Source organism: Bacillus cereus, from assembly GCF_015071065.1.
GTDB classification, from domain to species: Bacteria; Bacillota; Bacilli; order Bacillales; family Bacillaceae_G; genus Bacillus_A; species Bacillus_A cereus_BA.
The window spans coordinates 1-23776 of sequence record NZ_VOVA01000015.1 but is presented as its reverse complement, the minus strand read 5'-3'; the positions used below and the strand labels follow the sequence as shown (position 1 = coordinate 23776).

Sequence of the window (23776 nt, the reverse complement as noted above, 5' to 3'; positions counted from 1 at the left end):
GATATGGAGACTATTACAACAATAAAGAAAAAGAAAGAACCGAAAAAAAGAAACGAATCATCACCATGGCGTCAAGCCTATAAAAAAATAAAGCGAAATAAGTTGGCATTGTTTGGTTTATACGTTTTAATATTTATGTTTTTATTTAGTTTCATTGGTCCAATCTTTTCACCATATGCTTCGGGGACAGTACAAGTAACGCAAATTAATAAACCACCTAACCTTTCACATTGGCTCGGAACAGACCAATTAGGACGGGACATTTTAACTAGGCTTATGCAAGCAGGACGTATTTCATTAACAATCGGTTTAGCATCGATGTTACTATCTGTTATACTCGGTGCTCTGTTAGGAGCCATTGCTGGTTTTTATCGTGGCATTGTAGACCATCTAATTATGCGTATTGCAGATGTGTTAATGTCCATTCCAGGATTACCGTTGCTTATTATAATGGGGGCAATTTTATCAGAATGGAAACTACCATCAGAATATCGGTTATATGTCGTAATGATTATTTTAAGTTTAGTAGGATGGCCAGGACTTGCACGCCTCGTACGAGGTCAAATTTTAACGCTGCGGGAGCAAGCATTTATGCAGGCTGCGGACGTCTTGGGATTAAAAGATTCTCGTAAAATTCTCCATCATTTAATTCCAAACGTTTTTCCAATATTAATTGTTGTAGCGACGTTAGGTGTGGCAGGATCTATTTTAAGTGAATCTGCACTAAGCTACCTAGGCCTCGGCGTCGTCCCACCTACACCATCGTGGGGAAATATGATTAGTGCAGCAAACTCATTAATCGATTTCCAAAAGCGTCCGTGGTTATGGATTCCGCCCGGTTTTGCAATCTTTATAACAGTTGTATCAATTAATTTACTTGGCGATGCACTTCGTGATGCATTAGATCCAAAGATGAAGCGGTAGGTGAGGAAGCATGAGTAAAGCAGTAGTAGAGTTAAAGGATCTACAAACACACTTTCAGACGGAAGAAGGTACAGTAAAGGCTGTCAATCATGTTAGCTTTTCAGTTCGGGAAGGTGAAACAGTTTGTGTAGTAGGCGAATCAGGTTGCGGGAAAAGTGTAACAGCTTTATCTATTATGGGACTTATTGCTGAATCTGGCGGCATCGTTGGTGGTGATATTCTTTATGAAGGGAAAAGCCTTTTAGGAATGAAAGAGAAAGAACTTCGTAGTTTAAGAGGAAATGATATCGCGATGATTTTCCAGGAACCGATGACATCGCTTAATCCAGTCTTCACTGTTGGAGAGCAAATTGTTGAGACGTTAAGAGAACATGAGCTACTTAGTAAAAATGAAGCATATAAAAAAGCAATTGAATTAATTCGTAAAGTTGGTATAGCTCGTGCTGATGAAATTGTACATTCTTATCCGCATGAACTAAGCGGTGGCATGTTACAACGTATTATGATTGCTGTTGCACTTAGTTGTAATCCCAAGTTATTAATTGCAGATGAACCGACAACAGCTCTGGACGTTACGATTCAAGCGCAAATATTAGACTTACTAAGACAAGTAAAAGAGGAGTTTAAAACATCTATTTTATTAATTACACATGATCTAGGTGTTGTAGCGGAAATGGCCGATTACGTTGTCGTTATGTATGGCGGAAAAGTTATTGAAGAGGCACCGGTACTAGAGATATTTCAAAATCCGAAACATCCATATACGCAAGGGTTGCTAAAATCAAAACCAGTAATGGGGAAAAGAACAGATAAACTTTATTCTATTCCAGGGCAAGTTCCAAATTTAGTTGGCTTAGATGAATTTTGCTACTTTAGTGGTCGCTGTGAACATTGCATGGAAATATGCAAAAATGAAGCGCCAAATCTTAATGTGCATGATGAGGATCATAAAGTAGCTTGTTGGTTATATGAGGAGCGTGCTGGGCAATGAGTGAACCATTATTAGAAGTGAAGAACTTAAAAACGTATTTTCCGATTAAGGGCGGCGTATTTAGTAGAACGATTGGACATGTGAAAGCGGTAGATGGGGTAAGCTTTACAATTGATAAAGGAGAAGTTTTTGGCCTTGTAGGAGAGTCTGGAAGTGGGAAAACGACGATAGGGAAAACAATTCTCCGTCTCGTTCAAAAAACAGAAGGTGAAGTGAAGTTTAAAGGTCAAGATGTTCATGCTTTGTCAAAAGAGGAGCTGAGAAAACATCGTCCTAATATGCAGCTCGTGTTCCAAGATCCATTTAGCTCATTAAATCCAAGAATGAGAATTGGAGAAGCGCTTGGTGAACCAATGTTGGCTCACGGACTAGCGACGAAAGAAAATGTTCGTGAAAAAGTGATAGAAGTATTGGAGTTATGCGGTTTAGCGCCCTATCATATTGACCGGTACCCTCATGAGTTTTCCGGTGGGCAACGTCAACGCATCGTTATTGCAAGGGCAATGGTATTAGATCCAGAATTTATTGTGGCTGATGAGCCTGTTGCGGCATTAGATGTATCTATTCAAGCGCAAATCATTAATTTGTTTAGTGAATTACAGGAGAAAAAGGGATTGTCCTATTTATTCATTTCACATGATTTAAGTGTTGTGGAGCACTTATGTACGAAAATTGGAATTATGTATTTAGGAACTATCGTGGAAACAGCACCACGTGATGAGTTATTTGCGAATCCACTTCATCCATATACAAAAGCATTATTATCAGCAGTGCCAATACCGGATCCAACGGTTAAGCGAGAACGGATTATTTTAGAAGGGGATATTCCAAGTCCGGCAAATCCGCCGTCAGGTTGCCGTTTTCATACACGCTGCCCCTTTGCTACAGATGTTTGTAAAACGAATGTACCAGAATTTCGTAATGTTGGTGAAGATCATTTTGTTGCTTGTCACCATGTGTAAAAGAAAAGGACTCTTTCGAAAGGTGAAAGAGTCCTTTTTTTACTTACTTGGTGAAGTTTGTTTCAATACAAATTGCTCGATTGCATGAGCAACACCGTTCTCATTATTTGTTAATGTAACAACGTCACATAATTTCTTTACGTCTTCTTCAGCATTACCCATTGCAACTGATAAGCCAGCAACTTGTAACATTGGCACGTCATTAAAGTTATCGCCGATTGCAACAGTATCTTCAATTGGTATATTGAAATAAGCTGCCATTTCTTGCAAACCATTGCCTTTATGGCCATGCTTATCCATAATTTCTACATTAGTAGGAGCTGATGACGTAACTGAAATGTCCGTATCTTCTTGTAAAGTTTGTAATAGCTGTGAACGATGAGCAGCATTAAATGTTAAAATGAAGAATTTAGATATTTCTAATTCTGGATTATTTACGACATCTTCGATTTTTTGGAAATCAGTAATTAAGTTAGATTTCTTTTGTTTTTCTGTAATTCTTTCAAGTTCCTCAAGTGTAACATCTAGTGTATGTTTGTTTTCTTCAAATGCCTGCATGACTTGACCTTGCCATGTACAAGGAGAATAAACCCCTTTATTTGTGTACAACTTATATGGGAAACCTTCAGATTCTAGTAATTTTGCAAGCTTGTATACTTTATCATTTTGTAAACAACGCGAGTTAATTACTTTTCCGTCCACATAAACAATTGCCCCATTGCTTGCTCCAACTGGAAGAGATAGTTTATATTCTTCCAATAATTTCAAAGCATCCTCTTTCGCGCGGCCAGAACAAATCATTACAATATGACCAGCTTCTTTTGCGGTTTGGATAGCTTGTAAGTTCTCTTTGGAGATTTCAAGATTAGATGATAGTAGTGTACCATCCATATCTAGTGCGATTAATTTCAAAATGACCACCTCTTTGTTTCCATTATACATAGTTATATAGAGGAAACATATAAACTTATCTTGGAAAGATAGTATTTTATCAAGCATTAATTGCCAGTAAAAGCTCGATTGGTGAGGGGAATAATCAGTAGGGAATGGAACACTCGCTGGTTAAAGTTTCACTTTGTTTTGTAACAAAATAGAGATGAATAATAGTATATTTCGCTTTGTGACTGCAATGTTACACTAGTGTTACAAACATGATTGTAGGAGAAAACGCATTAAAACAAGGTTTTTGAGTGTTTATTTAAAAAAACGTAAAAAAAGTGTAATAAAATTTACGTAATTATATTGCAACGTAATAATAGTTATGTTACATTAATGTTACAAACGTTACGTAATTAATTTCAATGTAACGTTAACATGAAAACTATGAACGAATCATTTCTTAGAAATTACATATAGATAACTTATAAAAAGGGAGAATGAATGATATGAACAACGAGCAAGTATTAAACGTAACAAAAGGTGACTTCTTAGGATCAGCAAGCGGAGCAGTAGTATTAACAGCATTAATCGTATTTCTATCAAGCGTATTAGTATAATAGAAGTTTTGTAACAAAAATAAGAGAAGGGAGAATGAAAATTATGAACAATGAGCAAGTATTAAACGTAACAAAAGGTGACTTCTTAGGATCAGCGAGCGGAGCGGTAGTATTAACAGCATTAATCGTATTTCTATCAAGCGTATTAGTATAATAGAAGTTTTGTAACAAAATAAGAGAAGGGAGAATGAAAATTATGAACAACGAGCAAGTATTAAACGTAACAAAAGGTGACTTCTTAGGATCAGCAAGCGGAGCAGTAGTATTAACAGCATTAATCGTATTTCTATCAAGCGTATTAGTATAATAGAAGTTTTGTAACAAAAATAAGAGAAGGGAGAATGAAAATTATGAACAACGAGCAAGTATTAAACGTAACAAAAGGTGACTTCTTAGGATCAGCAAGCGGAGCAGTAGTATTAACGGCATTAATCGTATTTCTTTCAAGTGTATTAGTATAATAAAAGTTTTGTAACAAAATAAGAGAAGGGAGAATGAGGAATATGAACAAGGAACAAGTATTACAAGTAACAAAAATGGATATTTTAGGATCAGCAAGTGGAGCAGCAGTATTAACAGCGTTTATTATATTCCTTACAAATGTATTAGTATGATGAATATTGATAACAATAAGTTTTTATACACCGTACGTACCATTATTCTAAAAAAATAAAGACTCTAGCATATTAGTAAATAGTTAATATGTTGGAGTCTTTTTTGTTTTCCTCTCATATACCCCCTCAAGTATTAATGTTATCCCCTTATCTCGCAAAAGCCCGCTGATTAAAGTTTCACTGTATTTTAAAGAGAAAAAGGTCGAATTTTATATGTAAGAAAAAAAGAGGAATTTGGCAGAAAAGATAGAAAATTTTAAAGGTCAGAATTTGTTAGCTTGCTAACTAATTTCTATTAATGAAAATTGGAAGCGTTTTCGGTTAGGTTTAATTATGGACCATTTAATCTATTTACAGGGGGATGAGGAATTTATGAAACAAAAATCTATGGATACGCTAGCTGCACAAATGGAGGATTTTTTCCCGGTACGTGATGTAGATCATATAGAATTTTACGTAGGAAATGCAAAGCAATCAAGCTATTATCTTGCGAGAGCGTTTGGATTCAAAATTGTAGCTTATTCTGGGTTAGAAACAGGAAACCGTGAAAAGGTATCTTATGTTCTTGTGCAAAAAAATATGCGTTTTGTTGTATCTGGAGCTTTAAGTAGCGATAGCCGTATTGCAGAGTTTGTAAAGACTCATGGTGATGGAGTGAAAGATGTAGCTTTACTTGTTGATGACGTTGATAAAGCTTACTCTGAAGCGGTGAAGCGTGGCGCTGTTGCGATTGCTCCTCCTGAAGAGTTAACAGATGAGGAAGGTACCTTGAAGAAAGCGGTTATTGGTACGTACGGTGATACAATTCATACGCTTGTAGAGCGTAAAAACTATAAAGGAACATTCATGCCAGGATTTCAAAAGGTAGAGTTCAATATTCCATTTGAAGAATCAGGTTTAATTGCTGTAGATCATGTCGTTGGTAACGTTGAGAAAATGGAAGAATGGGTTAGTTATTATGAGAACGTCATGGGATTTAAACAAATGATTCACTTTGATGATGACGATATTAGCACGGAGTATTCGGCATTAATGTCAAAAGTTATGACGAATGGAAGCCGTATTAAGTTTCCAATTAATGAACCAGCAGATGGAAAAAGAAAGTCACAAATCCAAGAATATCTAGAGTTCTATAACGGAGCGGGTGTACAGCATCTCGCTTTATTAACAAGTGACATTGTAAAAACAATTGAAGTACTTCGTGCAAATGGCGTGGAGTTTTTAGATACGCCAGATACGTATTACGATGAGTTAACTGCACGTGTTGGGAAAATTGATGAAGAAATTGATAAATTAAAAGAATTAAAGATTTTAGTAGATCGTGATGATGAAGGTTACTTATTGCAAATCTTTACGAAACCGATTGTAGATCGTCCAACTTTATTTATTGAGATTATCCAACGTAAAGGTTCTCGTGGATTTGGCGAAGGGAATTTTAAAGCGTTATTCGAATCAATTGAAAGAGAACAAGAGCGTCGCGGGAATTTATAAAATTTGTATCCACCAGCAAGAGGTCCTTGCTGGTGGAAATTTCATTTTCATAGGGAGGAATCATGATGAAATTTGTTACATTTCGTCTCCCTTCGAAGGAAATGCGAGCTGGATGGCTTGAAGGTGACAAAGTAATCGATATGAATCTTGCTAGTGATGGAAAATTACCTTCTTCGATGTTCGCCTTTTTAGAGAAAGCGGATGAGTATGTAGAAGTAGTACGTAATATTAAGAATCCGGAAAAGGGCATATATTCCCTAGAGGAAGTACAACTCGCTGCGGCTATTCCTAATCCGAGTAGCATTCGAGATTTTTATGCATTTGAGCAGCATGTAAAAACAGCTCGCGGGAGAAGAGGATTAGATGTTGTGTCTGAATGGTATGATATCCCGGTTTTTTATTTTACTAACCACCGTGCTGTTATTGGACCAGATGATTTTGTTATTGGTCCGAAGAAGTCTAAAAAACTTGATTATGAGTTAGAGATTGCTTGCGTAATTGGGAAAGAAGGACGAAACATTTCTCGTGAGCAAGCAGAGGAATATGTTTTTGGGTACTGTATTATGAACGACTGGAGTGCAAGGGACTTACAAGCAACAGAAATGAAAGTAGGGCTTGGCCCAGCGAAAGGGAAAGACTTTGCAACTTCATTAGGAGCGTATCTCGTTACGAAAGAGGAATTAGACGTTTATCGTAATGGTGATCGTTATGATTTAGAGATGACTGCTCATGTAAATGGGCAACTGTTATCAAAAGGAAATTTCCAAGATATTTATTATACATTCGCTGAAATGATTGAACGTGCTTCGGAAGACGTTACGTTATATCCAGGAGATGTGATTGGTTCTGGGACAGTAGGCACAGGATGTATTTTAGAGCTTGGTACAGAAGAGTGGATACAAGATGGAGATGTTGTAGAGCTGTCGATTACTGGTTTAGGTACATTACGTAATACGATCAAAAAAGAAATGGAAGCAGGTGATGGGCATGTTTTATCGTCACATGGGGGAGCTACCTCATAAACGACATGTACAATTTCGTAAAAAAGATGGATCGCTTTATCGTGAGCAGGTAATGGGGACAAAAGGTTTCTCTGGTACCCAGTCTATTTTGTATCATCATTATATGCCAACAGAAGTAGGGCATGCGGCATTATCGCATTCTTGTCAGTTACAGTATGAAGAGGATGCCTTTCTTGCTCATCGCCACTTCCGTACGAAAGAAAATAAAAAAACAGGTGATGCAGTAAGCGGAAGAAACTTTATGCTTGGGAATGAGGATTTATTAATTGGAGTAGTGAGTCCAACAGAAAAAATGGATTATTTTTACCGTAATGGTGATGGCGATGAAATGTTATTTGTTCATTATGGAACAGGAAAAATTGAAACGATGTTTGGAACGATTCACTATAGAAAAGGTGATTATGTAACAATTCCAATTGGAACGATTTATCGTGTTATTCCAGATGAGGGAGAGACTAAGTTTCTTGTTGTAGAGGCAAATAGCCAAATTACAACACCAAGTCGCTATCGCAATGAATATGGGCAATTGTTAGAACATAGTCCGTTTTGCGAGAGAGATATGCGTGGACCGGAGAAATTGGAGACATATGATGAAAAAGGTGAGTTTGTCGTAATGACAAAGTCAAGGGGGTATATGCATAAGCATGTTTTAGGGCACCATCCGCTAGATGTTATTGGGTGGGATGGTTATTTATATCCGTGGGTCTTTAATGTGGAGGATTTTGAACCAATTACAGGTCGTATTCATCAGCCGCCACCAGTACATCAAACATTCGAAGGGCATAATTTCGTCATTTGCTCTTTCGTACCGCGTTTATACGATTATCATCCAGAATCTATTCCGGCACCATATTATCATAGTAATGTGAATAGTGATGAAGTACTGTACTATGTAGAAGGCAACTTTATGAGCCGAAAAGGTGTAGAAGAAGGTTCTATTACGCTTCATCCAAGCGGGATCCCACATGGGCCGCATCCTGGAAAAACAGAAGCGAGTATAGGGAAGAAAGAGACACTTGAACTGGCTGTTATGATAGATACATTCCGTCCGCTTCGTATTGTAAAACAAGCACATGAGACGGAAGATGAAAAGTATATGTATAGCTGGATGGAAGAGGGTTCATATACTGTGAAATAAGTAAAAAGAGGCATGCTCAATAAAGGAGCATGCCTCTTTTGTGGAATCGACATGTATAATAATACCAAAAACAGGTATGAAAAGATATATATAGATGATTGTGTGAATCTTTTGTAGAAAGCGCAGTGTTTTAAATAGTAGTAAAAAAGAGGAAGATGTAGTGGACCTATTATTTTGAAAATTTACACTTTTCTAAAAATGTTATAGAATAATGTGTGATGAACTAGGGGGGAAGATATGAGAAATACGTGGCGAGAGTTACGAGAAATGGACCGAAACATATGGATTCGGTTTATTGGCGAAACACTAAATGGAATTGCAATGATGATGTTGATGCCTTTTTTTGCACTATATTTAAAAGATAAGGTGGATTCGTTATTGGAAGTAGGCGTTATTATGGCACTTTCTCCAATTGCGGCAAGTTTCGGTGCACTTATAGGCGGAAGAATAGCTGATATATATGGAAGAAAGCCCATAATGATCTTTTCAATGGTGAGTAATGCGTTGTTAATGCTAGGTTTTTTATTTATAGAAGGATTTATTCCTTATGCTATTTTATCTATTTTTTTAGGACTCAGTAATTCATTATTTCATCCCGCTGCATCAGCAATGGTTGCGGATGTAACAGCACCTGAGAAAAGAACCGAGGCATACGGTTTACTGCGGATGGGACATAATATTGGCGCTGCAATTGGGCCGATAATGGGGGCATCGGTAGTTGTTTTATCGAAGAACCTTGTTTTTATTATCGCCTCGTCGACAATGCTGTTTTATGCATTACTTGTATTAATTCTGATTCAGGAGACAATGCCAAAAGCCGCAGATAAAAAAGAAGAGAAAGAATCCGGAGCAGTTTGGAAAATTTTAATGCGAGATAAGGCGTTAATGATTTATTTATTAGCGGGTATTATTATTTCTATGGGATTTTCTCAAACAGAAGGTATGTTACCTCTTCACTTTGATAACGAAATGAAGAATATTTTTGGAACTAACAATCCATACCCATATTTAATGGCATTAAATGGTCTATTAGTTGTTTTGTTTCAATTTCAAATTTCAAAATGGGCGTCAGATAAACCTGTCGGAAAAACGATGTTGTACGGAGCGTGTTTGTTTGGAATTGGTTTGTTTTTTATAGGGTGGTTACCGAAGTGGTTTGGAGGATTAGGCACAAATGCTACGACGATTTTAATAATGTTACTGCTCGTTTATGCAATATATACGTTAGGCGAGATGATTATGTCGCCTGTACAGATGACATTTGTAGCGAATTTAGCCCCTGAGCATTTGAGAGGAACTTATATGGGAGCGGCAAGTTTGCAGTGGATTACAGGAAGTGCATTCGGTCCACTTCTTGGAGGGTTTTTATTAGATCGATTACTTGGTCATCTCTTATTTACAATTTTAGCTATAGGATGTGTAGTTGCAGGTATTGTATACGTTTCCTTAGATCGTCTCGTTGAAAAAAGGCAAAAAGACACACTGACCAAACAATCTTCTTAATAAAATAGATGACATACACAAAAAGGGGACTTCTACATATTTTAGGTACATAACTAGATTAGATTGCAATTTCATTTTGTTTAGTTGTGAAGAAAATGAAATAGAAAAAGTGTAGAAAACCAATAAGTGGTGTCTTTTAATTATTTATGGAAGTTACATTTTATTTCAAATAGGAACTACCTATTTTTATAAAAAGTGCTAAAATAGAAAAATGAAAACAATTGGTTAGGGTGATTTCAGTGACAAAAATTAAATTAGGTTTATTATACGGTGGAAAATCAGCTGAGCATCAAGTTTCGTTACAAACGGCTCTTGCTGCTATTAAAGCATTAAATCAAGATAAATTCGAGATTCATCCAATTTATATTACAGAACAAGGCCAGTGGATGCGCGGTGAGCGTATTGAAGGCGAAGTAGCAACTGTTGAAGCATTACAAATGAGTGGAGAAGAAAATACAATCTCTCCTGTATCATTAAGTACAGAAATTATTCCAACTGCAAATTCTAAACAAGAAGATGCAATTGATGTTATTTTCCCGTTATTACATGGACCAAATGGTGAAGATGGGACAGTACAAGGATTATTAGAGTTACTGAACATTCCATATGTAGGTAACGGTGTATTAGCATCATCTGCTGGTATGGATAAAGTTGTTATGAAAAATATCTTTGCAGAGGCTGGATTGAAACAAGCAAAATATGCATCTTTCATCCGTAGCGCATGGGAAAAAAATCGTGAAACAGCATATGAAAAAGTAGAAAAAGTATTAGGATATCCTTGCTTCGTGAAACCAGCAAACCTTGGTTCAAGTGTTGGTATTAATAAGTGTAAAGATCGTGAAGAGCTTGAGAATGCATTTGAAGAGGCATTCCAATTTGACCGCAAAATTATTGTAGAAGAAAATATTGTAGGTCGTGAAGTAGAAGTTGGTGTATTAGGTAATGATGAGCCGAAATGTTCAGTTGTAGGTGAAATTGTACCGAAAAAAGATTTTTATGATTATAAATCGAAATACATCGATGGTGATACAGCGTTAATTATTCCAGCTGAAATGACAGAAGAAGAGTCTAATGTAATTAAGCGAGATGCAATTATTGCATTCCAATCATTAGATGGCTCGGGCTTAACACGAGCTGATTTCTTCTTAACGAAAGATGGAGAAGTATATATTAACGAAGTAAACACAATGCCAGGATTCACGCCGTTTAGTATGTTCCCTCTATTATGGCAACATACAGGGTTACCGTATCCGGAATTAATTGAAGAGCTAATTCGCCTAGCGATTGAGCGTCACGAAGAAAAACAAAAAATTAAATATACAATCTAACAAAAAAGGAGGAAGCACTATTCAAAGGAATAGTGCTTCCTCTATGTAAGGAGTGTTTTCATGATAAATCGAACGTTAAAACAAGTAGAGCAGATGATAAATGGTTCTGGATTAGCAGAGCAGTATGAGGGAATTACTATACAAGGGGTGTCTATTGATACGAGGAAAATTGAAAACGGAAATTTATATGTTCCGATTCAAGGCGAACGTTTCGATGGACATGCTTTTGTAGATAAAGCTGTTGAAAACGGGGCGATTGCTACATTATGGATGAAAGATGTAGAAAATCCACCTGAAAATCTTCCAGTTATTTTTGTAGAAGATACACTAGCAGCTTTGCAAATGTTAGCGAAAAATTATCGTGATCAATTGGATGTAAAAGTTGTTGGTGTAACGGGTAGTAATGGTAAAACATCTACGAAAGATATTGTAACAAGTATTCTTGCGACTAAATTTAAAGTTCAAAAAACAGAAGGTAATTTCAACAACCATATTGGTTTACCCCTTACAATTTTAAATTTAGAGGAAAATACAGAAGTAGCTGTATTAGAAATGGGCATGTCAAGCCGAGGAGAAATTGAATTTCTATCTAAGTTAGCTCGTCCTAATGCAGCCATTATCACGAACATTGGTGAGGCACACTTAATGGATTTAGGCTCTCGTGAGGCGATTGCTGAAGCGAAGTTAGAAATTGTTACAGGTTTACAAAAGGGTGGCGTGTTCGTATATAATGGAGATGAGCCGCTATTAACGAATCGTGTTCCAGAAATGAATTTAGCAGGTGAAATAGTTACATTTGGTGATGCGAGAGCGAATGATTATTATCCAACTACTGTGACATTACAGGCTACTGGGACACACTTTAAGATGAACAGGGATGAAACTTTGTCATTCTATCTACCGGTGCTAGGAAAACATAATGTATATAATACGCTTGCTTCAATGGCAATTGCAAAACATTTTGGTGTAACGTGGGAAGAAATGAAAAAGGGTTTAGTAACACTTCAAATGACAGGTATGCGTATGGAAATTGTAAAAACAGATAGTGGTTTAACAATTATCAATGATGCTTATAATGCTAGTCCAACAGCTATGGAAGCTGCGTTCCACCTAATGAATGGTTTAGATGGATTTGCTAAAAAAATTGTTGTACTTGGTGATATGTTAGAACTTGGAAATCAAGAAGTGCAATTTCATTATGAAGTAGGTAAATTAATTGATCCAGCAAAAATCTCATATGTATTCACATATGGTAAATTAGGGGCTCAAATTGCTGAAGGTGCAAAAATTAATTTCCCTAAAGACCGTGTAAAAGCGTATGATAGTAAAGAAGAGTTAATAAAAGAGTTGCAAGCAGTAGTCGGTACCAAAGATGTTGTATTAGTAAAAGCATCTCGCGGCATGAAATTAGAAGAAGTAATTACGATGTTGAAATAATTGGTGTATATAAATAGGGATGATAGCCACGAAAATAGTGGAAACTTATAATAAGCGCTTACAGTAAATGATAAAAAAATAAAAGTAAAGAAAAAAGCTCTGAATATGAAATAAGGTAACAGTTGGGGTTTGCTTTTTACACCTACAAAACATATAATTGATAAAGTGTAATAACGTTTAGAAGTATTTTCGTGAAGAATATACGCCCGGTTATATACGTAAGTATTCAGGAAAAGGGCTTTTCCGCAAGTTCGGAAAACGCCTTTTTTTAAATGATAAGTATAGGATAGAAAAGGAGAAGTAACATTGACAACATTTCGAGAATTAGGATTAAGTGAGTCTTTACTGCAATCTGTTGAAAGCATGGGCTTTGAAGAGGCTACGCCGATTCAAGCTGAAACAATTCCATATGCATTGCAAGGTAAGGATATTATTGGGCAAGCGCAAACAGGTACAGGGAAAACAGCAGCATTTGGATTACCACTATTAGATAAAGTGAATACAAATAAAGAAGCAGTTCAAGGTATTGTTATCGCGCCAACGCGCGAATTAGCAATTCAAGTTGGAGAAGAGCTATACAAACTTGGTAAACATAAACGTGTTCGTATTCTACCAATTTATGGTGGTCAAGATATTAACCGCCAAATTCGTGCTCTAAAAAAACACCCACACATTATTGTTGGTACGCCGGGTCGTATTTTAGATCATATTAACCGTAAAACACTTCGCTTACAAAACGTAGAGACTGTTGTTCTTGACGAAGCGGATGAAATGTTAAACATGGGCTTCATTGAAGATATTGAAGCGATTTTAACAGATGTGCCAGAAACACATCAAACATTATTATTCTCAGCGACAATGCCAGATCCAATCCGTCGTATTGCTGAGCGTTTCATGACTGAGCCTCAACACATTAAAGTAAAAGCAAAAGAAGTAACAATGCCAAACATTCAGCAGTTCTATTTAGAAGTGCAAGAAAAGAATAAGTTTGACGTGTTAACACGCTTACTAGATATTCAATCTCCAGAGCTTGCAATCATATTCGGTCGTACAAAGCGTCGTGTTGATGAATTATCAGAAGCATTAAACTTACGTGGTTATGCAGCAGAAGGTATTCACGGTGACTTAACACAAGCGAAGCGTATGTCTGTATTACGCAAATTTAAAGAAGGTGCTATTGAAGTTCTTGTTGCAACAGACGTTGCTGCACGTGGTCTTGATATTTCAGGCGTAACACACGTATACAACTTCGATATCCCACAAGATCCAGAATCATACGTTCACCGTATCGGTCGTACTGGCCGTGCAGGTAAAAAGGGTATTGCAATGTTATTTGTAACACCACGTGAATCAGGACAATTGAAAAATATCGAGCGTACAACAAAACGTAAGGTTGATCGTATGGAAGCACCGACACTTGACGAGGCATTAGAAGGTCAACAACGTTTAATCGCTGAAAAACTTCAAAGCACAATCCAAAATGAAAACTTATCATACTACAAGCGTATTGCAGAAGAAATGTTAGAAGAGAATGATTCTGTAACAGTAGTAGCTGCTGCTTTAAAAATGATGACAAAAGAGCCAGATACAACTCCAATCGCTTTAACATCAGAACCACCAGTTGTTTCAAGAGGTGGCGGTTCTAAAAAACGCGGTGGTAACGGAAGTGGATACCGTGATGGTAACCGTAATCGTAGTCGTGATGGACGCGGCGGTGGCGATGGTCGTAACCGTGATCGCAATCGTGATGGTGGTAGCCGTGACGGACGCGGAAGTGGAAGTGGCGATGGTCGTAACCGTGATCGCAATCGTGATGGTGGTAGTGGTAGCCGTGATGGTAACCGTGGTCGTAAAGGTGAAGGTCGTCCTGGATCTTCAAATGGACGCGGCGAAAGAAAACATCATAGCCGTCCACAAGCTTAATAAAAAAGAGAATGCCCTTTGCTGGCATTCTCTTTTTTTATTTCTGTAATTGTGCATACTACATAATAACTCGTATAGAAATGGGGTGCTATATGCTTGTAAGACTTGGGTATGTTGCGATGAGTGTGCATTTGAAGAATGCATCTCCATCTCAAACGATGACATATGCACAGTTTCGGCGGATTGATGATCGAGAGGCTGCGATTCGTAAACTCGAAAGGATTGCTAATTCGAATTTGGAAAATTGCTTACGGTTATTAAAGCATAATAAAGGGCATGATATATCTTTCTTTCGGCTTAGTTCCAAGCTTATTCCTTTAGCGAATCATGAGGAGTTGTTAGATTGGAACTATATTCGTCCTTTAAAAGAAAATCTGAAAGAATTAGGTGAATATGCAATTCGTATGAATATGCGAATTGACTTCCATCCAGATCATTTTGTTGTACTAAATTCACCTGAGGAGAGTGTTTTCCAACAATCTGTAAAAACATTGCAGATGCACAAAAAATTGTTAAAGGGTATGGGAATTGAACATAAGCAACGATGTGTATTACATGTGGGAGGAGGTTATAAAGATAAGGAGCTCGCATTAGAACGCTTTATAGAAAATTGGTCAACTGTTCCAAGAGGTATTCAAGAGATGATTATATTAGAAAATGATGACACGACCTTTTCTTTAGAAGAAACATTGTATTTAGGTGAGAAATTAGACATTCCAGTCGTGTTTGATTTGCACCATCATATGATGAATAATGACCAGGAAGATTGGCATGAAGATTGGGCACGTGTTGTACATACGTGGGAATCGTCTTTGTTACCAGTTAAAATGCACATCTCCAGTCCTAGAGATGGAAAAGACCCGAGAGCACATGCAGATTTTATTGATGTAGATACCTTCTTATCTTTTTTGAAAAAGATAAAGGGGAGTGTTCCGCAAATTGATTGTATGATTGAGGCGAAGAAAAAGGACGAGTCTTTATTTCAACTAATGAGAGAGTTAAGTAAACAAACAGATGTGGAAATTGTCGATGGTGCGAGCTTCTATATTAAATAAGCTCTGCGCCATCGGTTTTTTTGGTTAAAAAAGGGGTGCACATGCCGCCGATGATCAATCCTGTTAAATGGCTTATAGGATTGGCAGAGGGATTAAAGAAAGTAAATAGCAGTAATATAAGTATCATTATTGAAAAAATAGCGATGTCTCTTGGTTTTGAAGAACGATATCGACTATACAATAAAAATAATTGGGCGCCTAGTAATCCGAAAATACCACCAGATGCTCCGGCGTGAATATATTCAAGAGGCATAATAATATAAGAAGAAATATTCCCGAGAATGCCAGAAAGGAAAAAAATAATGATGAAAGAAAAGTGTCCTAGTTGTTTTTCAATAGAAGAACCAAGTACAAATAAACAAATACTATTAGAAAGAAAATGTTGTAAGTCTACGTGTACAAGTAAGGAAGTTATGACACGCCACCATTCTCCTTTAGCGATATATTCATTGTAGGCTGCCAGGTGAAAGAGGGAAAAGTCGCTCAATATAATCATGACTAATTGTATAAGAAGTAAAGAGATGATAATCGGTTGTAAGGAAATGCGAGTGGATGGTATTAGCATGTTGTTAGTATCACTCCTTTTGCATCAGAAAGATTCTCTGTTATTCTTACAATATGAATGAAGAAAGCTAAATAGAAGAAGGGGATTTTGAAATGATTGTAGGGATTGGAATCGATATTATTGAGTTAAATCGAATTGAAAAAATGCTAGATGGAAAGCTTAAATTTATGGAACGTATTTTAACTGAAAGAGAACGTAGTGTTGCCGAGGGGCTGAAAGGAAGTCGTCTTACAGAATTCGTAGCTGGAAGGTTTGCAGCAAAAGAGGCGTATTCTAAAGCGGTAGGGACCGGTATCGGGAAAGAAGTGAGTTTTTTAGATATTGAAGTAAGGAATGATGATAGAGGTAAGCCGATTATCATTACAAATACAGAGCATATTGTTCATTTATCAATTAGTCATAGTAAAGAATTTGCCGTTGCTCAAGTTGTTTTGGAAAGCTCGTCACGCTAGTCTGCATATTTTATAGCTTTGTCTCATATATTTGAGGTAGCGATAAGGAAGGCATATCTTCCATTCATTTATAGGGGCAAAGGGGCTGAAGTGATGAAAAGGCGTCTGTTTTTAGTTCTTGTCGGTTTATTGACCGTTTTTGTGTTGGCGGGTTGTATGGAAAAGAAACAGGAAGATGTTGTGAGAGATTTAGAAGCAAAAGTTAAAAGTATGAAGAGTTATCAAGCTGAAGCGAAATTATCTATTAAAACAGGAAATGAGCCTCAGGAGTACAATGTAGAAATTTGGCATAAAGAACCTTCGTATTATCGTGTGAATTTGCAGAATGCGAAAAAGGATCAGAGTCAAATTATTTTAAGAAATGATGAAGGTGTATTTGTATTAACACCGGCGCTTAATAAGAGTTTCCGTTTTCAAAGTGATTGGCCGCAAAATAGTAGCCAGGCTTATTTATATGAATCACTTGTAAGAGATATTTTGCAAGATAAGAAAAATCTCTCTTTCGAGAAAACAGATAAGTATTATGTATTTAAAACAAAAACAAATTATCAACATCAAAATATGTTGCCGAAACAAGAAATTAAGCTGAATAAAAGTGATTTAACACCAGTTTCTGTGAAACTGATGGATAATGATCAAAATGTCCTTGTAAAAGTAGATTTCACTAAAGTAAAGTTTGATGCAAAGTTTGATAAAGGTGCATTTGATACGAAACAAAATATGTCTAGAGCACAAGTGGATGTTCAGACGGCAGCGAAAGAAGACAAACCGTTTGCTATTTTGTATCCACGTGATACGCCACAAGGCATGACTTTGAAAGAGGAAGAAGAGTTGAAGACAGACAGTGGCAAGCGTGCAATACTCACATACACTGGAGGTAAGAAATCCTTTACTTTAATACAAGAAAAGGCAAAAGTTGCAGAGGCCTCATCGGCGGTAAGTGTAAGTGGAGAGCCGGTTGATCTTGGTTTCACGATGGGTGCATTGACGAAAGACTCTGTAACGTGGTCGCATAACGGAGTGGAATATATGCTCGTGTCTAAAGGTTTAGAGCCGAATGAGTTGTTGATGGTTGCTCGTTCGGTTACAGCGAAGCAGGTGAAGTAAACTTCTTAGACGTGGTGATATATGTGCACCGCGTCTTTTCTTAGTTTGAAGGTGGATTTCATAAAAGAAGCATATAAAAGAATAAGCTTCGCATATTGTGTATAAGGAAGTGTATTTATGGAAGAAGCACCGTTTTACCGTGACACTTGGGTGGAAGTGGATTTAGATGCGATCTATAACAATGTTACGCATATTAAAGAGTTCATTCCAAGTGATGTAGAGATTTTTGCTGTAGTTAAAGCGAATGCATATGGGCACGATTATGTACCGGTGGCTAAAACTGCATTAGAAGCAGGAGCAACAAGATTAGCAGTTGCTTTTTTAGATGAAGCTTTAGTGCTTCGGAGGGCTGGTATTACTGCACCGATTTTAGTATTAGGCCCTTCCCCGCCCTGTGATGTAAATGTAGCTGCTGAAAATGATGTAGCATTAACTGTTTTTCAAAAAGAATGGGTGGAAGAAGCGATAAAGCTCTGGGATGGTTCATCAATAATGAAATTCCATATTAATTTTGATAGTGGTATGGGGAGAATCGGAATACGTGAACGCAAAGAATTAAAAGGGTTCTTAAAGAGTTTAGAAGGTGCACCATTTTTAGAGTTAGAAGGAGTATATACGCATTTTGCAACAGCGGATGAGGTTGAGACTTCTTACTTTGATAAGCAATATAATACATTCTTGCAGCAGTTAAGTTGGTTGAAAGAATTTGGAGTGAATCCTAAATTTGTCCATACAGCCAATAGCGCTGCAACGTTAAGGTTTCAAGGGATTACATTTAATGCGGTGCGAGTTGGTATTGCGATGTATGGATTATCCCCATCTGTAGAAATACGTCCTTTTTTACCATTTAAATTGGAACCGGCGTTGTCACTTCATACGAAAGTTGCTCATATTAAGCAAGTGATTAAAGGGGATGGGATTAGTTATAATGTCACATACCGAACGAGAACTGAAGAATGGATTGCGACAGTTGCAATTGGATATGCAGATGGCTGGCTTAGAAGATTGCAAGGGTTTAAAGTACTTGTAAACGGTGAAAGAGTACCGATTGTAGGGCGAGTGACAATGGATCAATGCATGATACATCTTCCTTGTGAAGTGCCACTTGGTACAAAAGTTACACTCATTGGGAGACAAGGTGATGAGTATATTAGTGCTACCGAGGTTGCTGAATATTCCGGGACTATTAATTATGAAATTATTGCAACGATAAGCTTTCGTGTACCGAGAATATTTATACGACATGGTAAAGTTGTAGAAGTAATCAATTATTTGAACGATATATAGAAGAAGGTATTATTGCTCAGCATCTCGTCATTTAAGGGATTTTCGCTAATGGAAAATAAGCTCTTTTTTGCTAGGGAGCTTCTTTTTATAATTGTTATTAATATAAGTTACAATGAAATGTTGCGGAAAGGATTGCTTTATTTCTTGTTTGAAAGAGATAAAAAGTAAAAGAAGATGAATGTTTTGTTTATGAATTGGAAAACATAAGCAAGGAATAAGGAAGTCTTTGCAACAGGCTCCATACAATGGTATTATTAAAATAGGTGTCATATATATATTTGGGTGTGTAGTTGACGGTGGAGGTGTATTTTTGTGTCCGAATCAAGTGTAACTACTGAAATCGTGGTTCGGTTGCCAAAGCAAATGGTAACGGAATTGGACGGAATTGGAAAACAAGAGAATAAGAATCGCCATGAACTAATTTGCCAGGCAACACAACTGTTATTGCGTCAACATAAGACGAAGAAACGCTACCAACATGAATCAATGCGACGTGGGTACATTGAAATGGGAAAAATTAATCTTGGTATTGCATCTGAAGCTTTCTTAGCAGAGTATGAAGCAGCTCATACAGTAGAACGCTTAGTTAGCGGGGGGTAATATTTTGATTGTAAAACGCGGCGACGTGTATTTTGCAGACCTTTCCCCAGTTGTTGGTTCTGAGCAAGGAGGCGTTCGTCCGGTTCTTGTCATTCAAAATGACATCGGAAATCGTTTTAGTCCGACTGTGATTGTAGCGGCTATTACTGCACAGATTCAAAAAGCGAAATTACCCACTCATGTGGAAATTGATGCGAAAAAGTACGGTTTTGAGAGGGATTCTGTTATTTTACTTGAGCAGATTCGAACAATCGATAAGCAACGCTTAACGGACAAAATCACTCATTTGGATGAAGTGATGATGAGTCGTGTAGATGAAGCGTTACAAATTAGTTTAGGACTAATAGATTTTTAAATCGGCAGTTTAAGTTGCTCTCTTTACAGGGCAACTTTTTTTTATTATAGAGGAGGTTACGGTTGGATATGGAAATGGTAGGTAATCGACAAGGGTTAATGAAAATGTTAGTGAAAGAATTAGGCTTTGCAGAAAAGCAAGTTCGTCATGTTATTCAATTAACAGAAGAAGGTAACACAGTTCCATTTATCGCTCGTTACCGAAAAGAATGGACAGGATCCCTAGATGAGGTGCAAATTCGTGCAATCTTAGAAAGATGGCAATATATGATGCAACTAGAAGATAGGAAAGAAGAGGTTCTTCGTCTTATTGGTGAAAAGGGTAAACTAACCGAAGAGTTGCGTCGTCATATTGTTGCTGCAACAAAACTTCAGGAAGTAGAAGATTTATATCGTCCATATAAAGAAAAAAGAAGAACGAAAGCTACAATTGCTAAAGAAAAGGGATTAGAACCATTAGCTGAGTGGCTATTGTTATATAAAAAAGAAAATCCAGCAGAGAAGGCTATGGAATTTGTTAATGCAGAAAAAGAAGTGGAGTCTGCAGAAGATGCGTTGCAAGGTGCGCAAGATATTATTGCGGAACTTGTTTCGGATAATGCGGCATATCGTAGTTGGATTCGCAATACTACTTTCCGAAAAGGGATTATGTCTTCATCTGTAAAAGATAAAGAAAAAGATGAAAAGAATATATATGAAATGTATTATGGCTATGAAGAACCGTTGCAAAAAGTAGTGCCGCATCGTGTACTAGCTATGAATCGTGGTGAAAAGGAAGACGTATTAAGAGTTTCTGTTATCACGCCAATTGAAGAAATTCTTCAGTTTTTACATAAAAAAATGATTCTTGATGAAGCGTCTAAAAGTGCGCATTATGTACAATTAGCGATGGAAGATGGATATAAGCGATTAATTCAACCTTCAATAGAAAGAGAAATTCGTAAAGAATTAATGGAAACGGCCGAAGAACAAGCGATTCATATTTTCTCTGAGAATTTACGTAATTTATTATTACAACCTCCGATGAAAGGGAAAGTTGTGTTAGCGGTAGATCCAGCATATAGAACCGGTTGTAAATTAGCTGTAGTAGATGATACAGGAAAAGTTCTTCACATAGATGTTATTTATCCGCATCCGCCTGCTCGTAAATATGAGGATGCAAAAACGAAAATCATTTCAATTATAGATAAATATGAAGTTGAAATGATAGCGATTGGAAATGGTACAGCTTCGAGGGAAACGGAAGAATTTATAGTAGATGTATTACAAAATGTAGAACGAGATGTATTTTACATTATTGTAAATGAAGCGGGTGCTAGTGTGTACTCAGCATCTGATGTAGCTCGTGAGGAGTTTCCGAATTTACAGGTTGAAGAAAGAAGTGCTGTTTCAATTGGGAGACGCCTACAAGATCCACTTGCAGAGCTTGTGAAAATTGACCCTAAATCTGTTGGAGTGGGGCAATATCAACATGATGTATCTCAAAAGCGATTAAATGAATCATTAACATTTGTAGTAGAGACGGCAGTTAACCGAGTTGGTGTTAATGTAAATACAGCTTCAGTTGCATTGTTGCAATATGTTTCGGGGTTATCAAAAACAGTTGCGAAAAATATTGTAGCTAAGCGTGAGGAAGATGGAAAATTCACGAAGCGTACTGAATTAAAGAAAATCCCGCGTTTAGGTGCAAAAACGTATGAACAATGTATTGGGTTTTTACGTATATTAGAAGGAGCGAATCCGTTAGATCGTACAGGGATTCATCCAGAACAATATAAAAATGTTGAATTGCTATTAAAGAGCCTGGGGTTATCAAAGAATGATGTGGGGAAACCAAACTTGCAAAAGAGTTTAGAAGGAGTAGATATTTCTAAATTATCTCAAGAGACGGAGATTGGTGAGCCAACATTAGTTGATATTATGGATGCTTTAATTAGCCCGGAACGAGATATGAGGGACGAGTTGCCAAAGCCACTTTTGAAAAAGGGAATTTTAAAATTAGAAGATTTAAAGCGTGGTATGGAATTAGAGGGAACGATCCGCAATGTTGTTGATTTCGGTGCCTTTGTTGATATTGGTGTGAAGCAAGATGGTTTAGTACATATTTCTAAACTAAGCAAACAATTTGTAAAGCATCCATTAGATATTGTATCCGTGGGACAAATTGTAAAGGTATGGGTAGATGATATTGATACGAAAAAAGGTCGTGTTGCATTATCGATGTTACCGATTGAATAGTAAGAAAAGAGAGCAGATGAAACTGCTCTTTTTTTATGAACTGGAAAGTTTAATTGATTATGAGCTTTGATGTATTTTACTATAATAAAACCAGCATTCATTTAGTAACTTGATTTGATACCGGTTTTTCTCAAAATATGCACGTTGCATTTGTTTCTTTAGCCACGTGGGCATAGGAATCCCTCCTTGTTTAATCCTGCTCTCAAAAAAGTAGCACCTTTTAGTTAAGGTAACTTTGATGAGAGGTTGGTGAGTGGATTTCTAGCAATGCTGCATTTTTAGAAATCACGCTTCTTGAATGAGGATGGGTATATGTACTATTTACTATATGTATAAGAAGGGAGAAAAGTGTAAAAATATTTTTTAGTTTAGGAGGAATGAGAATGGATGAGAAAGAAATCCAGCGGTTAGTGGAAGAGGTATCGTTACAATACTTTGGAATGCCGTTTTTACATAAAGCGATGTTTAATAGTAGGCTACGTACAACTGGTGGGCGCTATCTATTGAAGAATCATAATATAGAATTGAATTATCGATATTACGAAATATATGGTAAAGAAGAGTTAGTCGGGATTGTTAAACATGAACTTTGTCATTATCACTTACATATCACAGGAAAAGGGTATAAGCATCGAGATAGAGATTTTCGTGAGTTATTAAAGAAGGTAGGTGCACCACGTTTTTGTAAACGAATGATTAGTGAGGAGGAAACGAAAGTTTCTATGTATGAATGTATGGGGTGTTCGTTTCAATATGTAAGAAGACGTCAAATAAATACGCAAAGATATGTATGTGGAAAGTGTAAAGGACAACTAAAACTGGTAGTGAAAACATCTTGACAGTGAAAACGCAATCCAGTATATTATAAACATGTCACGTTTGCGCAAGATGTTGTGAAAAAACTTCTTGACTTACGATGAGAATTTTTATAAGATACAAATTGTCTTCATTATTCCGCAGTAGCTCAGTGGTAGAGCTATCGGCTGTTAACCGATCGGTCGTAGGTTCGAGTCCTACCTGCGGAGCCATACAGAGAAGTACCCAAGTGGCTCAAGGGGCTCCCCTGCTAAGGGAGTAGATCGCTAACGCGGTGCGAGGGTTCGAATCCCTTCTTCTCTGCCATACATATTGGCCCGTTGGTCAAGTGGTTAAGACACCGCCCTTTCACGGCGGTAACACGGGTTCGAATCCCGTACGGGTCACCACTTCGGAGGATTAGCTCAGCTGGGAGAGCACCTGCCTTACAAGCAGGGGGTCGGCGGTTCGATCCCGTCATCCTCCACCATATA

The 23776-nt window shown here is 37.1% G+C and carries 26 protein-coding genes and 4 tRNA genes; 27 read left to right on the top strand and 3 right to left on the bottom strand.

Going from position 1 to position 23776, the window contains the following annotated elements:
• Positions 1–3 precede the first annotated feature (3 nt).
• The 3 genes from opp4C to FT637_RS23515 are packed head-to-tail and all read left to right on the top strand — an operon-like array spanning position 4 to position 2877.
• Entirely contained in the window at positions 4–924 is a 921-nt protein-coding gene (gene opp4C, locus FT637_RS23525) for an oligopeptide ABC transporter permease (RefSeq protein ID WP_193648332.1), read from the top strand.
• 10 nt (positions 925–934) lie between these two features.
• The gene (locus FT637_RS23520) at positions 935–1915 is read left to right on the top strand and encodes an ABC transporter ATP-binding protein (protein WP_097831222.1); all 981 of its coding nucleotides are present in this window, start codon (positions 935–937) and stop codon (positions 1913–1915) included.
• Positions 1912–2877 carry an ABC transporter ATP-binding protein gene (locus FT637_RS23515; RefSeq protein ID WP_033706327.1) on the top strand — a complete coding sequence of 322 codons (966 nt, stop codon included), beginning with the start codon at positions 1912–1914 and terminating at the stop codon, positions 2875–2877. Before FT637_RS23520 ends, FT637_RS23515 begins: the two co-directional genes overlap by 4 nt.
• A 39-nt stretch (positions 2878–2916) precedes the next feature.
• Here FT637_RS23515 and FT637_RS23510 read toward each other — a convergent pair whose 3' ends face one another.
• Positions 2917–3789: a Cof-type HAD-IIB family hydrolase gene (locus FT637_RS23510; protein WP_193648331.1), complete on the bottom strand. Its 873-nt coding sequence runs from the start codon at positions 3787–3789 to the stop codon at positions 2917–2919.
• A gap of 464 nt (positions 3790–4253) precedes the next feature.
• Between FT637_RS23510 and FT637_RS23505 the strand changes: the two genes are divergently transcribed.
• The 13 genes from FT637_RS23505 (at position 4254) to uvsE (ending at position 15884) form a co-directional block, all read left to right on the top strand.
• Positions 4254–4373, top strand: coding sequence for a DUF3948 family protein (locus FT637_RS23505; protein WP_002009865.1), 120 nt, complete (start codon positions 4254–4256; stop codon positions 4371–4373).
• A 43-nt stretch (positions 4374–4416) separates the two neighbouring features.
• Positions 4417–4527 carry a DUF3948 family protein gene (locus tag FT637_RS23500; RefSeq protein WP_001058532.1) on the top strand — a complete coding sequence of 37 codons (111 nt, stop codon included), beginning with the start codon at positions 4417–4419 and terminating at the stop codon, positions 4525–4527.
• A 33-nt stretch (positions 4528–4560) separates the two neighbouring features.
• Positions 4561–4680, top strand: coding sequence for a DUF3948 family protein (locus FT637_RS23495; RefSeq protein WP_002074222.1), 120 nt, complete (start codon positions 4561–4563; stop codon positions 4678–4680).
• A 34-nt stretch (positions 4681–4714) separates the two neighbouring features.
• Positions 4715–4834 carry a DUF3948 family protein gene (locus FT637_RS23490; protein WP_002074222.1) on the top strand — a complete coding sequence of 40 codons (120 nt, stop codon included), beginning with the start codon at positions 4715–4717 and terminating at the stop codon, positions 4832–4834.
• 42 nt (positions 4835–4876) lie between these two features.
• Positions 4877–4987: a DUF3948 family protein gene (locus tag FT637_RS23485; RefSeq protein WP_105587145.1), complete on the top strand. Its 111-nt coding sequence runs from the start codon at positions 4877–4879 to the stop codon at positions 4985–4987.
• A 372-nt stretch (positions 4988–5359) separates the two neighbouring features.
• Positions 5360–6478 (top strand): 4-hydroxyphenylpyruvate dioxygenase, encoded by a 1119-nt coding sequence (hppD, locus tag FT637_RS23480; protein WP_193648330.1) that lies wholly within the window; start codon positions 5360–5362, stop codon positions 6476–6478.
• A gap of 65 nt (positions 6479–6543) precedes the next feature.
• A complete protein-coding gene (locus FT637_RS23475; RefSeq protein WP_193648329.1) occupies positions 6544–7500 on the top strand; it encodes a fumarylacetoacetate hydrolase family protein in 957 nt (318 codons plus the stop codon).
• The gene (locus FT637_RS23470) at positions 7466–8638 is read left to right on the top strand and encodes a homogentisate 1,2-dioxygenase (protein ID WP_193648328.1); all 1173 of its coding nucleotides are present in this window, start codon (positions 7466–7468) and stop codon (positions 8636–8638) included. The genes FT637_RS23475 and FT637_RS23470 overlap by 35 nt, the downstream gene beginning before the upstream one ends.
• A 237-nt stretch (positions 8639–8875) precedes the next feature.
• Positions 8876–10141 carry an MDR family MFS transporter gene (locus FT637_RS23465; RefSeq protein WP_193648327.1) on the top strand — a complete coding sequence of 422 codons (1266 nt, stop codon included), beginning with the start codon at positions 8876–8878 and terminating at the stop codon, positions 10139–10141.
• Between the two features lie 239 nt (positions 10142–10380).
• Positions 10381–11469, top strand: a complete 1089-nt coding sequence (locus tag FT637_RS23460) for a D-alanine--D-alanine ligase (protein WP_193648326.1) — start codon at positions 10381–10383, stop codon at positions 11467–11469.
• Positions 11470–11529: 60 nt separating this feature from the next.
• Positions 11530–12906 carry a UDP-N-acetylmuramoyl-tripeptide--D-alanyl-D-alanine ligase gene (gene murF, locus FT637_RS23455; RefSeq protein ID WP_193648325.1) on the top strand — a complete coding sequence of 459 codons (1377 nt, stop codon included), beginning with the start codon at positions 11530–11532 and terminating at the stop codon, positions 12904–12906.
• A gap of 306 nt (positions 12907–13212) precedes the next feature.
• Positions 13213–14829: a DEAD/DEAH box helicase gene (locus FT637_RS23450; protein ID WP_193648324.1), complete on the top strand. Its 1617-nt coding sequence runs from the start codon at positions 13213–13215 to the stop codon at positions 14827–14829.
• 92 nt (positions 14830–14921) lie between these two features.
• Positions 14922–15884, top strand: coding sequence for a UV DNA damage repair endonuclease UvsE (uvsE, locus tag FT637_RS23445; protein WP_193648323.1), 963 nt, complete (start codon positions 14922–14924; stop codon positions 15882–15884).
• On the opposite strand, the gene FT637_RS23440 is transcribed toward uvsE, so the two are convergent.
• Positions 15877–16449 (bottom strand): rhomboid family intramembrane serine protease, encoded by a 573-nt coding sequence (locus FT637_RS23440; RefSeq protein WP_193648322.1) that lies wholly within the window; start codon positions 16447–16449, stop codon positions 15877–15879. The two genes, uvsE and FT637_RS23440, sit on opposite strands and share 8 nt — an antisense overlap.
• Before the next feature lie 92 nt (positions 16450–16541).
• On the opposite strand from FT637_RS23440, the gene acpS reads away from it, so the two are divergent.
• The 6 genes from acpS to FT637_RS23410 all read left to right on the top strand — a co-directional run bounded on the left by acpS (position 16542) and on the right by FT637_RS23410 (position 22487).
• On the top strand, positions 16542–16901 hold the full coding sequence (gene acpS / locus FT637_RS23435; RefSeq protein ID WP_193648321.1) for a holo-ACP synthase: 360 nt from the start codon (positions 16542–16544) through the stop codon (positions 16899–16901).
• A gap of 156 nt (positions 16902–17057) precedes the next feature.
• Complete coding sequence (locus FT637_RS23430) at positions 17058–18008, top strand: LolA family protein (RefSeq protein ID WP_193648391.1); 951 nt, start codon at positions 17058–17060, stop codon at positions 18006–18008.
• Between the two features lie 117 nt (positions 18009–18125).
• A complete protein-coding gene (gene alr / locus FT637_RS23425) occupies positions 18126–19295 on the top strand; it encodes an alanine racemase (RefSeq protein ID WP_193648320.1) in 1170 nt (389 codons plus the stop codon).
• Between the two features lie 312 nt (positions 19296–19607).
• Complete coding sequence (locus tag FT637_RS23420) at positions 19608–19895, top strand: antitoxin EndoAI (protein ID WP_000004570.1); 288 nt, start codon at positions 19608–19610, stop codon at positions 19893–19895.
• A gap of 4 nt (positions 19896–19899) precedes the next feature.
• Entirely contained in the window at positions 19900–20250 is a 351-nt protein-coding gene (ndoA, locus tag FT637_RS23415) for a type II toxin-antitoxin system endoribonuclease NdoA (protein ID WP_000635965.1), read from the top strand.
• Positions 20251–20318: 68 nt separating this feature from the next.
• The gene (locus FT637_RS23410) at positions 20319–22487 is read left to right on the top strand and encodes a Tex family protein (protein WP_193648390.1); all 2169 of its coding nucleotides are present in this window, start codon (positions 20319–20321) and stop codon (positions 22485–22487) included.
• A 57-nt stretch (positions 22488–22544) separates the two neighbouring features.
• On the opposite strand, the gene cmpA is transcribed toward FT637_RS23410, so the two are convergent.
• On the bottom strand, positions 22545–22661 hold the full coding sequence (gene cmpA / locus FT637_RS23405) for a cortex morphogenetic protein CmpA (RefSeq protein ID WP_001143642.1): 117 nt from the start codon (positions 22659–22661) through the stop codon (positions 22545–22547).
• 209 nt (positions 22662–22870) lie between these two features.
• Between cmpA and FT637_RS23400 the strand changes: the two genes are divergently transcribed.
• The 5 genes from FT637_RS23400 to FT637_RS23380 all read left to right on the top strand — a co-directional run bounded on the left by FT637_RS23400 (position 22871) and on the right by FT637_RS23380 (position 23772).
• A complete protein-coding gene (locus FT637_RS23400) occupies positions 22871–23326 on the top strand; it encodes a SprT family protein (RefSeq protein WP_193648319.1) in 456 nt (151 codons plus the stop codon).
• Between the two features lie 114 nt (positions 23327–23440).
• Positions 23441–23515: transfer RNA gene (locus tag FT637_RS23395), tRNA-Asn, on the top strand.
• Between the two features lie 3 nt (positions 23516–23518).
• Positions 23519–23609, top strand: a tRNA-Ser gene (locus FT637_RS23390).
• A gap of 8 nt (positions 23610–23617) precedes the next feature.
• Positions 23618–23692: transfer RNA gene (locus FT637_RS23385), tRNA-Glu, on the top strand.
• A 4-nt stretch (positions 23693–23696) separates the two neighbouring features.
• Positions 23697–23772 (top strand) — tRNA-Val (locus FT637_RS23380).
• Positions 23773–23776: the final 4 nt, after the last annotated feature.